Source organism: Pseudomonas sp. GW822-FHT06B12 (assembly GCF_058799675.1).
Genome location: NZ_JBXALR010000001.1, coordinates 101,879 through 114,698, shown reverse-complemented (window position 1 = coordinate 114,698; position 12,820 = coordinate 101,879). Strand labels below are relative to the sequence as shown.

At 59.7% G+C, this 12,820-nt stretch carries 14 protein-coding genes; 9 read left to right on the top strand and 5 right to left on the bottom strand.

What is annotated here, in order from left to right:
* The first annotated feature begins 3 nt into the window (after window positions 1-3).
* The 9 genes from kdpB to AC1RKH_RS00555 all read left to right on the top strand — a co-directional run bounded on the left by kdpB (window position 4) and on the right by AC1RKH_RS00555 (window position 9,284).
* Window positions 4-2,082 carry a potassium-transporting ATPase subunit KdpB gene (kdpB, locus tag AC1RKH_RS00595; RefSeq protein WP_493060658.1) on the top strand — a complete coding sequence of 693 codons (2,079 nt, stop codon included), beginning with the start codon at window positions 4-6 and terminating at the stop codon, window positions 2,080-2,082.
* Window positions 2,083-2,094: 12 nt separating this feature from the next.
* Entirely contained in the window at window positions 2,095-2,667 is a 573-nt protein-coding gene (kdpC, locus tag AC1RKH_RS00590; RefSeq protein WP_493060657.1) for a potassium-transporting ATPase subunit KdpC, read from the top strand.
* Window positions 2,668-2,689: 22 nt separating this feature from the next.
* Entirely contained in the window at window positions 2,690-5,389 is a 2,700-nt protein-coding gene (kdpD, locus tag AC1RKH_RS00585; protein WP_493060656.1) for a two-component system sensor histidine kinase KdpD, read from the top strand.
* The gene (gene kdpE, locus AC1RKH_RS00580; RefSeq protein WP_493060655.1) at window positions 5,386-6,075 is read left to right on the top strand and encodes a two-component system response regulator KdpE; all 690 of its coding nucleotides are present in this window, start codon (window positions 5,386-5,388) and stop codon (window positions 6,073-6,075) included. Before kdpD ends, kdpE begins: the two co-directional genes overlap by 4 nt.
* Window positions 6,076-6,166: 91 nt before the next feature.
* Window positions 6,167-6,748 (top strand): DinB family protein, encoded by a 582-nt coding sequence (locus AC1RKH_RS00575; protein ID WP_493060654.1) that lies wholly within the window; start codon window positions 6,167-6,169, stop codon window positions 6,746-6,748.
* Between the two features lie 16 nt (window positions 6,749-6,764).
* Window positions 6,765-7,388 (top strand): glutathione S-transferase family protein, encoded by a 624-nt coding sequence (locus AC1RKH_RS00570; protein ID WP_493060653.1) that lies wholly within the window; start codon window positions 6,765-6,767, stop codon window positions 7,386-7,388.
* A gap of 235 nt (window positions 7,389-7,623) precedes the next feature.
* A complete protein-coding gene (locus tag AC1RKH_RS00565; protein ID WP_493060652.1) occupies window positions 7,624-8,160 on the top strand; it encodes a P-loop NTPase family protein in 537 nt (178 codons plus the stop codon).
* 115 nt (window positions 8,161-8,275) lie between these two features.
* A complete protein-coding gene (locus AC1RKH_RS00560; RefSeq protein WP_493060651.1) occupies window positions 8,276-8,704 on the top strand; it encodes a hypothetical protein in 429 nt (142 codons plus the stop codon).
* 145 nt (window positions 8,705-8,849) lie between these two features.
* Window positions 8,850-9,284, top strand: coding sequence for a DUF6678 family protein (locus tag AC1RKH_RS00555; protein WP_493060650.1), 435 nt, complete (start codon window positions 8,850-8,852; stop codon window positions 9,282-9,284).
* A gap of 70 nt (window positions 9,285-9,354) precedes the next feature.
* Here AC1RKH_RS00555 and AC1RKH_RS00550 read toward each other — a convergent pair whose 3' ends face one another.
* The 5 genes from AC1RKH_RS00550 to AC1RKH_RS00530 form a co-directional block, all read right to left on the bottom strand.
* A complete protein-coding gene (locus AC1RKH_RS00550; RefSeq protein WP_493060649.1) occupies window positions 9,355-9,924 on the bottom strand; it encodes a DJ-1/PfpI family protein in 570 nt (189 codons plus the stop codon).
* Between the two features lie 204 nt (window positions 9,925-10,128).
* Window positions 10,129-10,311 (bottom strand): DUF1289 domain-containing protein, encoded by a 183-nt coding sequence (locus AC1RKH_RS00545; protein WP_493060648.1) that lies wholly within the window; start codon window positions 10,309-10,311, stop codon window positions 10,129-10,131.
* Between the two features lie 3 nt (window positions 10,312-10,314).
* Window positions 10,315-10,686: a hypothetical protein gene (locus AC1RKH_RS00540; protein ID WP_493060647.1), complete on the bottom strand. Its 372-nt coding sequence runs from the start codon at window positions 10,684-10,686 to the stop codon at window positions 10,315-10,317.
* Window positions 10,687-10,770: 84 nt separating this feature from the next.
* The gene (locus AC1RKH_RS00535; protein WP_493060646.1) at window positions 10,771-12,156 is read right to left on the bottom strand and encodes an ATP-binding protein; all 1,386 of its coding nucleotides are present in this window, start codon (window positions 12,154-12,156) and stop codon (window positions 10,771-10,773) included.
* A complete protein-coding gene (locus tag AC1RKH_RS00530; RefSeq protein ID WP_493060645.1) occupies window positions 12,132-12,797 on the bottom strand; it encodes a response regulator transcription factor in 666 nt (221 codons plus the stop codon). The genes AC1RKH_RS00535 and AC1RKH_RS00530 overlap by 25 nt, the downstream gene beginning before the upstream one ends.
* Window positions 12,798-12,820 lie beyond the last annotated feature (23 nt).

The following is a 12,820-nucleotide window of genomic DNA, read 5'->3' as shown; positions in this document are numbered from 1 at the left end:
ACCATGACACGCAAAGCGTTCTCCTTGTTCGACCCGAAACTGATAACTCCGGCCATGCTCGAGTCGGTGCGCAAACTCAGCCCGAGGATCCAGTGGCGCAACCCGGTGATGTTCGTCGTCTACATCGGCGCGATCATCACCACCGGCCTGTGGGTCCAGGCCCTCAGCGGCAAGGGCGAGGCCAGCACCGGGTTCATCCTCGCGATTGCCTTGTGGCTGTGGTTTACCCTGCTGTTCGCCAACTTTGCCGAAGCGCTGGCTGAAGGTCGCAGCAAAGCCCAGGCGGCCTCCCTGCGCGACCTGAAAAAGCAAACCTGGGCGAAGAAACTGCGCGAGCCGCACTACGGCGCCGAGTGGCAGTTGGCTCAGTCGAGCGACTTGTGCAAAGGCGATGTGGTGGTGGTTGAAGCCGGTGACCTCGCGGACTCGGTGATCCCCGCCGACGGCGAGGTGATCGAAGGTGCGGCCTCGGTGGATGAGTCGGCCATTACCGGCGAATCGGCCCCGGTGATTCGCGAATGCGGCGGCGATTTCTCGGCGGTGACTGGCGGTACACGGGTGCTGTCGGACTGGATCGTCGTCCGCGTGACCACCAACCCTGGCGAAACCTTCGTCGACCGCATGATCGCGATGGTCGAGAACGCCAAGCGGCAAAAGACCCCCAATGAAATCGCCCTGTCGATCCTGTTGGTCGCACTGACCATCGTGTTCCTCGGCGTGACGGTGACGCTCCTGCCCTTCTCCCTGTTCGGGGTGGCGGCGGCCAAGTCCGGGGCGCCGGTGTCGATCACTGTGCTCATCTCGTTACTGGTCTGCCTGATTCCCACGACCATCGCCGGCCTGCTGTCGGCCGTCGGTGTGGCGGGCATGAGTCGCATGATGGAAGCCAACGTGATCGCCACTTCCGGCCGGGCCGTGGAGGCCGCCGGTGACGTGGACGTGTTGCTGCTCGACAAGACCGGGACCATCACGCTTGGCAACCGTCACGCGTCGGCGTTCTTACCGGCGCCGGGTATCAAGGAGGCGGAACTGGCGGATGTGGCGCAGCTCGCGTCCCTGGCCGACGAAACGCCTGAAGGACGCAGCATCGTGGTGTTGGCCAAGCAACGGTTCAACCTGCGCGAACGCGACATCGCGGCGTTGCAGGCGCACTTCGTACACTTTTCGGCGCAGACCCGCATGAGCGGCGTCGACATGGGCACGCGGCAAGTGCGCAAGGGGGCCGGCGAAGCGATTGTGCGGCATGTCCAGAGTCTGGGCGGGCATTTCCCCGAAGCGGTACAGACCATCGTCGAAGAAGTGGCGCGTCGGGGCAGTACGCCGCTGGTGGTCGCCGACGGGGCCAAGGTGCTGGGCGTCATCGAACTCAAGGACATCGTCAAAGGCGGGATCAAGGAGCGCTTCGTCGAATTGCGCCGCATGGGCATCAAGACGGTGATGGTGACGGGTGACAACCGGGTGACTGCCGCCGCCATCGCTGCCGAGGCCGGTGTCGATGATTTTCTGGCGGAAGCCACGCCCGAACAAAAGCTCGAACTGATCCGCAGCTATCAGGCCGAAGGCCGGCTGGTGGCCATGACCGGCGACGGCACCAACGACGCCCCGGCACTGGCGCAGGCGGATGTCGCGGTGGCGATGAACTCCGGGACTCAGGCCGCCAAGGAAGCCGGCAACATGGTCGACCTGGACAGCAACCCGACGAAACTGATCGAGGTGGTGGAAACCGGCAAACAGATGCTGATGACCCGAGGTTCGCTGACCACTTTCTCGATTGCCAACGACATCGCCAAGTATTTCGCGATCGTCCCGGCGGCCTTCGTCAGCACCTACCCACAGCTCGCGGCACTCAACATCATGGGCCTGACGAGCCCGAATTCGGCGGTGCTGTCGGCGGTGATTTTCAACGCGCTGATTATCATTTTCCTGATCCCCCTGGCGCTCAAAGGCGTGAAGTACCGCCCGGTCGGCGCGGCCCTGCTGTTGCGCCGCAACCTGTTGATCTACGGGCTGGGTGGGGTGATCGTTCCATTCATTGGCATCAAAGTGATCGACATGGCGTTATTCGCTGTCGGTCTGACGTGAGGGAGTATGGCCATGTTATCTCTGCTGCGTCCGGCATTGACCCTGTTGACTGCACTGTCACTGCTCACCGGGCTCGCCTATCCGCTGGTCACCACCGGGATTGCCCGGCTGGTCTTTCCCCATCAGGCCGCCGGCAGCCTGATCGAAAGAGACGGCAAAACCGTGGGTTCGCTGTTGATCGGTCAGGGCTTCAGCGATCCGAAGTATTTCTGGAGCCGCCCTTCCGCCACCAGCCCCATGCCCTACAACCCGCTGGCCTCGGGCGGCTCGAACCTCGGTCCGCTGAACCCGGCGCTGGCGGATGCGCTCAAGGGTCGCATCGATGCGTTGCACGCTGCCGATCCGGGCAACACCGCCACGGTCCCCGCCGACCTGGTCTACAGTTCCGCCAGTGGCCTTGATCCGCATATCAGCATTGCCGCAGCGCTGTACCAGGCGGGCCGGGTTTCGCGAGTGCGCAATCTGCCCATCGAGCAGGTTCGCCAACTGATCAGCGAGTATTCTGAAGGCACGCTGCTCGGGTTCCTCGGCGAGCCTCGGGTCAACGTCCTGGCACTGAACCTGGCACTCGACGCCGCACATTGAGCGCTAACACACGGTGAGCTTGATGGCCGAACAACGTCCTGATCCGGACCAGCTACTGGCCCGGATTCGCGAAGAAGAAGCGCAAGCCAAACGCGGTCGGCTGAAGATTTTTTTCGGCGCCAGTGCCGGCGTCGGCAAGACCTACGCGATGCTCGCGGCCGCCCAGACCGCGAAGCTGCAAAACATCGATGTGCTGATCGGCGTGATCGAAACCCACGGCCGCGCCGAGACTCAGGCCCTGACCTCAGGGCTCGAACAATTGCCTCTCAAACAGATTGTCGACAAGAACCGCACGCTGACCGAGTTCGATCTGGACGCTGCCCTCGCGCGTAACCCCGGCTTGATCCTGATCGACGAACTGGCTCACTCCAATGCGGTCGGCTCCCGCCATCCAAAGCGCTGGCAAGACGTAGAGGAACTGCTCAGCGCCGGCATCGATGTCTGGTCGACGATGAATGTTCAGCACCTCGAAAGCCTGAACGACATTGTCGGCGGCATCACCGGGATTCGCGTCTGGGAGACCGTGCCCGACCATGTCTTCGACACCGCCGATGAAGTGGTCATCGTCGATCTGCCGCCCGACGACCTGTTGCAGCGCTTGAAGGAAGGCAAGGTCTACCTGGCGCAACAGGCCGAGCGTGCGGTGCAGAATTTCTTCCGCAAGGGCAACCTGATCGCCCTGCGTGAACTGGCGCTGCGCCGCACCGCCGACCGGGTCGACAGCGACATGTTGCAGTACCGCCAAAGCGGTGCGGTAAAACCGGTCTGGGGAACTCGCGATTCCCTGCTCGCCTGTATCGGCCCCGATGAACAGGCCGAAAAAACCGTACGCTCGACGGCACGCCTGGCCGCTCAGCTCAGCGTGCCGTGGCACGCCGTGTATGTCGAAACCCCGGCCTTGCAGCGATTGCCCGAGGCCAAGCGCCGTCGCGTGCTGGCGACTTTGAAGCTGGCCCAGGACATGGGCGCACAGATCTCGACCCTGGCCGGCCAGGACATTGCCGAGACGCTGATCAAATACGCACGGCAGCACAATCTTTCAAAAGTCGTGTTGGGCCGTGACGAACGTCCGCGGCGCCGACTCTGGCGGCAAGTGCTTGCGGATCGGATTGGCGCGCTGGGCGCCGATCTCGATGTGATTCAAGTCTCGCTGCCGGACAGCCGTCGCCCGAAAGCCGAGGACACCTCCACCGCCGGTGGAAGCCCGATCATCTGGCGACCCTATATCTGGAGCGCAGTGTTGTGCGCGGTGACGACCCTGATTGCCCTGCCTCTGGCCGGGCTACTGGAGCAGGCGAACATCGTCATGCTCTTTCTGCTGGCGGTCGTTGCAGTCGCGGTTCGCTTTGGCCGTGGCCCGGCCGTCATGGCAGCGTTTGTCTCAGTCGGCGCCTTCGACTTTTTCTTTGTGGCGCCGCGTTTTTCATTCGCCATCGCCGATATCCAGTATCTGGTGACCTTTAGCGTCATGCTCGTGGTCGCCCTGGTGATCGGGCAAATGACCGCCAGCCTGACCTATCAGGCACGGGTGGCGCAACGACGCGAAGACCGCATGCGCGGGCTTTACGACATGTCGCGTCTGTTGTCCGCCGCGCTGCTGACCGAACAGGTCGCGGAAATCGGCGCGCAGTTTCTGTCCGCCGAATTTGGCGCCCGGTCGGCGTTGCTGGTGGCCGATGACCACAACAAACTGCTGGCGCCCATGGTCACCGGAGATGCACCGCAAGTCGACGTTGCCATTGCCCAGTGGTCGTTCGATAAAACCGAGCCGGCCGGCTACGGCACCGACACCCTGCCCTCAAGCTCCACGCTTTACCTGCCCTTGTCGGCGCCGATGCGGGTGCGCGGGGTCCTGGCCGTACAACCGCGAGACACCACCCGGCTGGCGGTGCCGGAACAGCGGCGCCTGCTCGACACCTGCGCGTCATTGCTGGCCATCTCGCTCGAACGGATTCACTACATCAACGTCGCTCAGGACACGACCGTTCAGATGGAATCCGAGCGGTTGCGCAACTCGCTGCTCTCGGCCATCTCCCACGATTTGCGAACCCCGCTGTCAGTCATGGTCGGGCTCGCCGAAGCGCTCAAGCTGACCAAGCCGCCCCTGACCGGCGAAGCCGCCGAGATCGCCACGGCGGTGGGTGAATCCGCGCTGCGCATGAATACGCTGGTCAATAACCTGCTGGACATGGCTCGCCTCGAATCCGGCAAGGTGGTGTTGAACCGTCAGTGGCAACCCATCGAAGACGTGGTCGGTAGTGCCCTGAGAGCTGTCCAGCCGATTCTGGGAGAGCGTTCGGTGCAGGTTGAACTGGAGGATGACTTGCCACCGGTGCGCATCGACGCGGTGTTGATCGAGCGCATCCTCATCAACCTGATCGAGAACGCGGTCAAGTACACCCCGCCCGACTCCCCCATCCGTCTGGGGGCGAACGCAACGCCCGAGAGCATCGAATTATGGGTCGCCGATGAGGGGCCGGGATTGCCCCACGGTCACGAAGAGGCGATCTTCAACAAGTTCATGCGCGGCAAAAAGGAAAGTTCGATTCCCGGCGTCGGTCTGGGCCTGGCCATCTGCCGAGCGATTGCCCAGGCGCATGACGGGACCATGCTGGGTATCACCCGCCCGGAAGGCGGTGCGCGCTTCACGCTACGTCTGCCCCGTGAAGAGCCACCGAACATTGAAGCGTTGTCGCAGCAGACTGACGAGGACTCACCATGAGCGAGCCTGTACTGCGTGTCCTGCTGATTGAAGACGAGAAGGAAATCCGCCGTTTTGTGCGCATGGCCCTGCAAGCCGATGGTCTGGAAGTGTATGAAGCCGAGACCTTTCAGCGCGGCCTGATCGACGCGGGAACGCGTCGGCCGGACCTGATCGTGCTCGACCTCGGGCTTCCCGATGGTGATGGTGTTGACCTTATCCGGGATCTGCGGACCTGGTCGGAGGTGCCGATCATTGTCTTGTCTGCCCGTGGCGCCGAGTCCGACAAGATCCAGGCCCTGGACACCGGGGCCGACGATTACCTGGTTAAACCCTTCGGCACCGGAGAACTGCTCGCCCGCGTTCGCGCCCTGTTACGCAGACGTGTGAAAGATGCCGAGAATCGCGCGGTGCTGAGCTTCTCCGACATTCAAATTGATCTGGATCGACGCGTCGTGGAACGCGCCGGCGCCCCTTTGCACCTGACGCCGCTGGAATACCGTTTGCTGGTTCATCTGTGCTCGCACCCGGACCGGGTGCTGACACACCTGCAATTGCTCAAAGCCGTATGGGGGCCTTCGCACACCACCGATACGCCGTACCTTCGGGTGTTCATGGGCGGCCTACGCAAAAAAATCGAAGCAGACCCGTCCCAGCCACGGCACCTGGTTACCGAAACGGGGGTGGGTTACCGTTTTATTCCTTGAATACTGAACGGCACGAGTTGAATTCAGATTTACACGCCGTCATCGGGCCAGTAGAACGTCTGAATATCCAACGCCTACCAGGAGGAAATCAGTGAGTCGTACCAGCCATGTCCGCCTTATGGCGACCTATAACGAGTGGATGAACGCCAAGGTCTATGAGGCTGCCAGAAGCCTGTCTGATGAAGAACTCTCAGCCGACAAAAAAGCATTCTTCGGCTCTATTCTCGGGACGTTGAACCACCTGGCCGCCGGCGACACCGTGTGGCTAAAGCGATTTGCCAGGCACCCAGCGAACCACTCGGCACTGGAGCCTCTGCAGCAGCTTCCTGACCCGAAAAGCCTCAGTCAATTGTTGTTCTCCACTATCCGGGAGCTCTCGGTGCATCGGGAATGGCTCGATCGGATAATCGTCGAATGGGCGTGCTCAATGACAGAGCCGGATTTAGATCACACCCTTCATTATGCAAACATGAAGGGCGTGGTGGCGGATAAGGACTTTTACAGCGTGGTCATGCATTTCTTCAACCATCAGACCCATCACCGCGGCCAGGTTACAACGTTGCTTTCACAAGCAGGAGTCGACGTAGGTGATACCGATCTGGTCCTTCTCATTCCATCCGAGCAACCCGCTCTACAAGGTGACAACGTTAGTAGATCAGACCAACCACACTGAACGATAAGGACATGGAATGTTGCGCATATTGGGTAAGGCATCGTCGATCAATGTACGAAAGGTTCTCTGGGCCTGCGCCGAGATTGGCATCCCCTTCGAGCGGGAAGACTGGGGTTCCGGCTTCCGGTCGACACACACATCTGAATTCCTGGCGTTGAATCCCAATGCAATGGTGCCGGTCATTCAGGACGATGACTTCATTCTTTGGGAGTCAAACTCGATCATTCGCTACCTGGCATCTCGCTACAACGGCGCTCACCTTTACCCGAGTGAAGCAAGAGCCAAAGCGCGGGTGGATCAATGGATCGATTGGCAAGCGTCAGATCTCAACAAGTCGTGGAGTTATGCCTTCATGTCGCTGGTCAGGCATTCGCCTGAACATCAGGACAGCCTCGCGTTGGCAGCCGCGTGCAGCAACTGGTCGAGGTACATGGAGATCCTCAATCGACAGCTCGATTCAACCGGGGCCTATGTCAGCGGCGATGAGTTTTCTCTCGCAGATATACCGATCGGCCTGTCAGTTAATCGGTGGTTTCAAACACCGCTTGCTCATCCGGACCTTCCTGCCGTGAGCGACTATTACGAACGCTTGAGTCGTCGACCAGGCTACCGTCTGTATGGAAGAAACGGGACGCCATGACCCAGTCTCAGCGGGGCGCATTGTGTCGATTTCGGTCAGTCGTAACAGGCAGAAATCGGCCAGAAGCGCACATTCAATGCGGACAAGGATAGAGCGGCATCTCGCTCTCATCTCCAGGAAGCGCAGTAGCAACACAACATTCGTTCCCGCGGTGCGGTCGCCCCCTCCCATCAGCCTTTAACTGGCCATCCAAAACCTGCACAATTGCCGGCTTTTTTCACGACAGGAAGTCCCCATGCAACGGATTGTGATTCTGGGCAATGCCGGTAGCGGCAAATCTACCCTCGCCCGCGCCCTCGGCAAGCGCCTGAGACTCCCCGTGGTCCACCTGGACACGCTGTTCTGGGAACCTGGCTGGGTCGAACCCGACGCTGAACAGTTCCGCGCACGGGTTCGCGAAGCGATCGCAGCGGATGCCTGGGTTTGTGAAGGCAACTATGCGCGGCGAACCTTCGACCTTCGCCTGGCCCGTACCGACCTGATCATCTGGCTCGATACATCCCGGCTCACCTGTTTCGCCCGAGTGATCTTGCGCAGCGTAATGAACCGCCCTCGCCCTGACCTCCCAACAGGCTGTAAAGAAAAGCTCGACCGAGCGTTCCTGACCTTTCTGAATTTCGTGTGGAATTTCGATCGCGGTTACCGCCAAGGTATCGAGAGGGTGCGCCTGTCCATAGGACCGGACATTCCTACGCTGCATTTGCGCGGTAACCGGCAAATTGCCGCATTTCTCGATAGCTTGCCCGCAACGCCTCAAATCTGCCTTGAGTAGAGGGTGACTTTCGCCATCCCGGCAGTCGATCCGCGCATTGAGCATTAACCCAGTGCTTGGGGCTCAAGAGTGGAAAGAACAACTTCACATGCACGTTACAAATAGGTCTGCGAACATGAAAAAACTAACCCGGCTCCCGACATTAGCCCTCAGTGCACTCGTGCTCTGCGCGGGACTATGGGCCGTTTCACAGTGGTGGGAAAAGGCTCTGGCGAAGCCCGTCCGCGCCGCCGAGATCAGCCCCAACGGCTGCTACCGAGTTCAGGAATTCAAACCTTTTTGGTTACTGCCCGGCTCCTTTCACCCCCAGTCGCACCCGGATGAGCCGGAGCAGCTAAAGTGGTTTGTTCGCTGGGAGATTCCGGCCTTTTTTCGCTTGTACGATAATCGCAACGGCCAGCTGATTGGCGAAAGCGCGATCTACGATCTGGTGAGTTATGGGGGGCCTCTGTCTTGGGGCTTCGGCAGCCTCCCCACAGTTTCCGTCGGCATGATCATGATTGGCACCGACCTGCCTGACTGCATCGGTAATCAGCCGGGCTAGCGGGGTCGGAGTAAATCGCCTCCGCGTTTGTATAAACACATTGGAAAGTTTACTTCTGGCCGATAACTGCCGGTGTCGGCCGGTTGAATCCACAACCAAAAACGGTCATTCATTCTTGAAGACCAAAAAATCGACAGGACTGAATATGAGCGAGCTACCGAGATCCGGCACGGGCCATGATGATGCAACACGGAAGAAAATCCATGCTGCCGTAACTGCGAGAAACTTGGCAAGTGCATCGAACAATACCAAGTGGGATGAGCTGATCAACCATTTCCGCCAGCTTCAGGGTTGGCGTCCGTCTTACCGATCCAAGTCCGTCACAGGATATGTCTCAGGGTGGGATGTCGAGTGGTTTTACCATCTGCCGTTTCCATTTGCGTCCGTCGAATGGTTAGACATTGGCTTGTCAGAAGCCGCCCCCTCAAAAGAAAGGCTGCTTGCACGTACAACCATTGACCATACAGACGAAATATCGAAGGTCGTCGCACACATTGGATTCGAGTTTGAGGTGCGCGCTGACGTTCTGAGAATTTGGGGGTACTTCCCAAAATCGTATGAAGATTTTCCGCCTGTATGACAGTCTGAGATCGGCCAAGAGCGACCACTCGAACACATCACCTGATTGACTGTTTTGTAGGACGAAGCGGTCACCCATGTTCCGCTGCCAACATTGACCTGAACTGAGAAATGATCTCTGAAGATAGCCCGGCACCTTCGAACACTGCGCAGGTGAAGCTAACGGGCGCAGGGCCTGGAGCAGTTATGATGCGGTCTGCAACCACAGCTACTGGACTGCTTCGATAAAGGGTGCGCCCTTCATAACCTATGGCATTCTGTTGTAAGAAGTCAGCGCTGTTCGAGGTATGAGGAACCGTGTCGAGAAGCCCGGCCCTCGCAAGTGCCAGCGTTCCCCCACAGATACCGGCAATTGTCGCTCCACTTGAACGACTGGCATGAAGAAAGTCTCGAATATCCGGTGCGTCTGCACGTTCCCAGACCATTCCTCCAATGACGACAACAACGTCCGGTTTCCAGTCCAGACATTGCTGCAAACTGCTATCAACCGTTACAGCCAATCCGCCCTGCGAGCGGAACTGCCCCGTAGCAGAAGCGAAAAACCTGACGTCGATCCCGTAAAACGGGGACGCAGTTCCAGCAATGAAAGCATATTCCCAGTCCGCAAAACCGGGTGTCAGTATCAAACCCACGCGTGCCATCAGTCAGAATCCTCCATGAATGCCAATAACATATGGCGACAACAAACAGACATCAAGGACTGCTTTGGGTTGTGGATTCAACCGGTCGATGCAACAGATTGGCTAAATCGCTCAGTCGTGACAGGCAGAAAACGAAAGCGGAAACTCAACACCAGCAGAACGAAACCCGCACAGACATAGAGTGCCCACGATGAGATCAGAGTCTCAGGCGTTCTTTTTTTGCAGACTTTGCAGACGCACGCTCGCTCGTTGCACGGCGGCCATCTTTTCGGGGCGTTTCATGCGTTTCCATTTTCTGATGTCCTCCTTGGTGCGACCACAACTCACACACAGCTCACCGCGCAGCTGACAAACGGCGATACACGGGTTTTCGATGTCCTTGGCCATGGTTCAACCTCGAGTCGAGCGCGTACGCGCCAAGCGTTGCTGCCAGTTTCCGGCATTCGCGCGCTGGCATTGCTCTTCAGTGTCAAATTGCACGTGGGCCGAAACCGGACTGACGAGAATGTCCGCTTCACTTAACGCCATGGCAGTCAGTTCGACCATGCGTTCAGCTTGCCCAGTGGCCAGGGCCGCGCTTTTGTTGGCCAGCGTATCGAAGACCCAGGTCACCATCAGGCTGGCGGGGAACGCCGTGTAATCCACTTCGTGGGTCAGCCAGGAGAACCCCACTTTTTGCGCTTTGGCCGTCTCACACGCCTCGGTCAGGGTAACCACCAGGCGACGCTCGATTCGCGCCTGATCGCGTTTGCTTAAAAGCATGGGTGATCCTTTTATGAGTATCTAAAGCCGGCCATGGGGGATGCATGGGCCGGCCATGTGTTCTTTTAGCGGATGAATCCGCGCCTACAGATGGTCGCCAGGGGGACCGCTGCGGGAGATCAATGACGGCAACCAGACCGAGACACACAACCCGCGTCTTGCGACCTCATCGCAAAACCCCAGGCGGATCTGTGCCCCGCTGCGCTCCGCTACCGCCTTGACGATGGACAGCCCCAGCCCGGACCCGACCTCATGGCTCCCGAGGCTGCGATAAAACGGATCGAACACCCGCTCCCGTTCCTCAGCCGCAATCCCGGGGCCGGAGTCCTTGACCTGCAACAGCGCCCCGCCCTCCTCCATGCCCACCGAAAGATCTACCCGCCCGCCCACAGGCGTATAGCGAATGGCGTTATCAACCAGGTTCTTGACCATGGCGAGCAAGTCGATCTCGTTGATCAGCACCTGCACATCCTGTTCGTCCTCGACACCGATGTCGATATGCTTGACCTCGGCCAGCGGCAGCAGGTCCTCCAACACGCGACGATAGACGCCATGCACGGAAACCGGGGTTGTGGGCAGCGTCGAGTTCGATTGTGCGGTGGCCAGCGCCAACAGTTGATCAATCAGATTTTTGCCGCGTTCGATCCCCCGCCGCAACGCAAACAGACGCTCCCGGGCCAACGTCGACATGTCTGCGACGGCCAGGCGTTCGGCTTGCAGGGACAGGGCTGTCAGGGGCGAGCGGAGTTCGTGGGCAGCGTCGGCGACGAAGCGGCGCTGGGTTTCCATCGACTGAGCCACACGGTTGAGCAATCGATTGATGGCCAGCACGAAGGGGCGGATCTCGGTGGGCAAATGGTTTTCGTCGATGGGGTGCAGTTCCTGATCGCCGCGCTGGTCGATCTCGGAAGCCAGTACCGCGATCGGCCGAAACAGCTTGTGCACCAGATCGGCAACCACCAGCAAGAGCACCGGAAACAGGATGAGAAACGGCAGCAGGCCGCGCCAGGCGCTCTCGCGGGCGTCCTTGTCGCGCGCGCCGGTTTCCTGCGCGACGGCGATCCGCTCGCCACTGGTCAGGGTCTTGACCAGCACACGAAACGGTTCGCCACCGACCTCAAGCGTCGACAAGCCGTCGGCCAGCGTGGTCGGCAGTGGCAGTGGTGCGCCGGCATCCACGTTGCCCGACGCCTTGTTGCTATCGGTCAGGTACTGAACGATGACCCTCGATTCTTCATCGTCGCCCTCGATACCCTTGCCTTGCGCCGGATAGGCCAGCGTCATCTTCTGACGCTCGAACAGCACGGCGACTTGATGCAGGGTGTTGTCCTGCATTTCCAGAGCTTCATCAAAGGCCGAGACGAAAGCGAAAATACCCGCCACGATAGCGACGATCAGGATGGCCAGCGACAGCGAAACGGACAGCCTGACCTTGACCGACTCGCTCAGTCGCTTTTTGAAACCATCCATCCCATACCCCTGACATTCTTGATGACGTGGCTACCCAGCTTGCGACGCAGCGCATGGATCAGGAACTCCACCGCATTGCTTTCCACTTCATTGCCCCAGCCATAGATACGGTCTTCGAGCTCGCTGCGCGAAAGAATCGCGCCCGGCCTGATCAACAGCGCCTGCAGTAGCGAGAACTCGCGGCTGGAGAGCTGGACATCTGGGTTTTCTTCGGTGCTGGCTTGTTTCGAGATCGGGTCCAGCGACACCACGCCGTTGCTGAACACCGGCAGCGCGCTGCCCCCTTTACGGCGCAGAACGGCACGCATACGCGCCAGCAATTCCGCCATTTCAAAGGGTTTGAGCAGGTAATCGTCAGCGCCGCCATCGAGACCGCGCAAGCGATCGTCAAGGCTGTCGCGGGCCGTGATGATCAACAGCGGAACGCCGTTGTTGCGGCCACGAATGCTGCTCAATACCGCAAGGCCGTCCTTGCCGGGCAGGCCGAGGTCAAGCAGCACCAGATCATAATGTTGGGTGTCCAGCGCTGTCAGGGCGGTCAAACCATTCGTGACCCAGTCGGCGGCGTAACTGGCATCCTTCAGTGCGCCCTGGATCGCGTCTCCGATCATCGGGTCGTCTTCGACCAGTAAAATCCGCATGTCCCTCTCCGGTGAATAAGTGA